Genomic DNA, 2,760 nt, shown 5'->3' on the forward strand with positions numbered 1-2,760 from the left:
GCCGACGCGCGAGGCGTCGAGGAACGCCCGGTACCGGTCGCGGCGGCACTCCGCGCACGGCCGGTGACCCGCGGCCAGCGCGACGGCCTCGTCGAGGAAGAAGAGTTCGGTGTAGCTGCCCGGCGTCATCACCGACCGCCTGCGCTCGCGGAACTCGAGCAGGCAGATCAACCACATCCGGTTGCGCGACCTGCGGACGATGCGGCGGTCCGCGTCGTGCAGGACGCCCCGGTTGCCCATCAGCGTGCCCCTCGCCTCGGTGGCGATGATGTCTCCGTCCGGTGTGACCCGGTTCTGCAGGGGCATCGCCCGACGATAACGGCCGGCCGCGACACGCCCCGGCCGCCCGCCGTGACATGTCGGCGGCGTTCGGTAGGGTCTCGGCGTGACTTCGAGCCCTGCCGTCGTATCGGTAAACGCCCGTCTCGCTGAGGAACTCGCCGTACGGGAGGCCCAGGTGGCGGCCGCCGTCCGGCTGCTCGACGAGGGTGCGACCGTCCCGTTCATCGCGCGGTACCGCAAGGAGGTCACCGGCAGCCTCGACGACACCCAGCTGCGGACCCTCGAGGAGCGTCTGAGCTACCTGCGCGAGCTCGACCAGCGGCGCGCCACCGTGCTGGCCTCCATCGAAGAGCAGGGCAAGCTCACCGACGACCTGCGGGCGGCGCTGCTGGCCGCCGACACCAAGTCGCGGGTCGAGGACATCTACCTGCCCTACAAGCCCAAGCGGCGCACCAAGGCACAGATCGCCCGCGAGGCAGGTCTCGAACCACTGGCCGACCGGCTCCTGGCCGACCCCGGGCAGGTGCCGGAGACACTGGCCGCCGACCACCTCGGCGACGCGGTCCCCGACGTGGCCGCCGCCCTCGACGGCGCGCGGCACATCCTCGTCGAACGTGCCGCCGAGGATGCCGAACTGGTCGGCGCGATCCGCACCAAGTTCTGGGCCGATGGCACGCTGCGCACCCGGCCCTGGTCGGAGGACGCCGCGAAAACCCCAGCGGCGCAGAAGTTCCGAGACTACTTCGACTTCGCCGAACCGCTGGAGAAGATGCCGTCCCACCGGGTGCTCGCCGTGCTGCGGGGAGAGAAGGAGGAGGCGCTGTCGCTGACCTTCGACGGCGGCGAGGACGACGCCTACCAGGCGATGATCGCCCGCACGCTCGGTGTCGACATGGGTGCGGCGGCACCTGCGACACCGTGGCTGGCCGCCACGGTGCGGACGGCCTGGCGCACCCGGCTGATGTTCTCGGCCTCGGTGGACGCGCGGATCAAACTACGGCAGCGCGCCGAGGAGGACGCGGTGGCAGTGTTCGCACGCAACCTCAAGGACCTGCTGCTGGCCGCGCCGGCGGGGGCGCGCACCACGCTCGGCCTCGACCCCGGTTTCCGGACCGGCGTCAAGGTCGCGGTGGTGGACGGCACCGGCAAAGTGCTCGACACCTGTGCGATCTATCCGCACCAGCCGCAGAAGCAATGGGACATCGCCAAGGCCACCCTGGCCGCCCTGGTCGCCCGTCACAAGGTGACCCTGATCGCGGTCGGCAACGGCACCGCGTCACGCGAGACCGACGCCCTGGCAACCGAATTGATCGCCGACATCCGCGCCTCGGGTGCCGACGCGCCGGTCAAGGCGATGGTCAGCGAGGCGGGCGCGTCGGTGTACTCGGCCTCGGCATATGCCGCCCGGGAGCTGCCCGCCCTCGACGTGACACTGCGCGGCGCGGTGTCGATCGCGCGGCGGCTGCAGGATCCGCTGGCCGAACTGGTCAAGATCGAACCGAAGTCCATCGGTGTCGGTCAATACCAGCACGACGTCACGCCCGGCACCCTCGCCCGCAGCCTCGACGCCGTGGTCGAGGACGCAGTGAACGCGGTGGGCGTCGACCTGAACACCGCGTCGGTGCCGCTGCTCGCCCGGGTCTCCGGCGTCAGCGAGTCACTCGCCGAGGCGATCGTCAGCCACCGCGAGAAGGCCGGACCCTTCCCGCACCGCAAAGCGCTGCTCGACGTGCCGCGGCTGGGGCCCAAGGCCTTCGAGCTGTGCGCGGGATTCCTGCGGATCACCGGCGGCGACGACCCGCTCGACGCCTCTGGTGTGCACCCCGAGTCGTACCCGGTGGTGCGCAAGATCCTGGACCGCTCGAAGGTCACGCTCGCCGAGCTGATCGGCGACGCACGCACTCTGCGCTCGCTCGCACCCGCCGATTTCGCCGACGACCGGTTCGGCGTGCCCACTGTCACCGACATCATCGCCGAACTGGAGAAGCCCGGCCGAGACCCGCGTCCGGCCTTCACCACCGCCACCTTCGCCGCAGGTGTCGAGAAGGTGGCCGACCTGAAGGCCGGCATGGTGCTCGAAGGTGTGGTGACCAATGTCGCGGCGTTCGGTGCCTTCGTGGACGTGGGCGTCCACCAGGACGGCCTGGTGCACGTCTCCGCGTTGGCCGACCGCTTCGTGTCCGACCCGCACGAGGTGGTGCGGTCGGGGCAGGTGGTCCGGGTGAAGGTGGTCGACGTCGACCTCGACCGCCAGCGCATCGCACTGACGATGCGGCTGAAGGACGCGCCGGAGCAGGGCCGGGGCGGGCGCAGCCCGCGCGGGGACACTGCGGCGCCGCGCCGCGATGCCGGCAGCCGGAATGGTCAGGAGCGCCGGAACCCGGCCCGCGGCAAGGATTCCGGTGGCCGCGAGCCGGCCCGGCCCGCCGGGTCGATGGCGCAGGCGCTGCGCGACGCCGGTTTCGGCAGGTGAGCGCG

The 2,760-nt window shown here is 71.6% G+C and carries 1 protein-coding gene and 1 pseudogene; one reads left to right on the forward strand and one right to left on the reverse strand.

What is annotated here, in order from left to right:
* Positions 1–306, reverse strand: a pseudogene (locus tag Q2100_RS29325) (hypothetical protein); the annotation flags it as partial.
* A 79-nt stretch (positions 307–385) separates the two neighbouring features.
* Between Q2100_RS29325 and Q2100_RS29330 the strand changes: the two are divergent.
* Positions 386–2,755, forward strand: a complete 2,370-nt coding sequence (locus Q2100_RS29330; protein ID WP_302916854.1) for a Tex family protein — start codon at positions 386–388, stop codon at positions 2,753–2,755.
* The last annotated feature ends 5 nt before the right edge of the window (positions 2,756–2,760 follow it).

This window comes from Mycolicibacterium arseniciresistens (assembly GCF_030519285.1).
GTDB classification, from domain to species: Bacteria; Actinomycetota; Actinomycetes; order Mycobacteriales; family Mycobacteriaceae; genus Mycobacterium; species Mycobacterium arseniciresistens.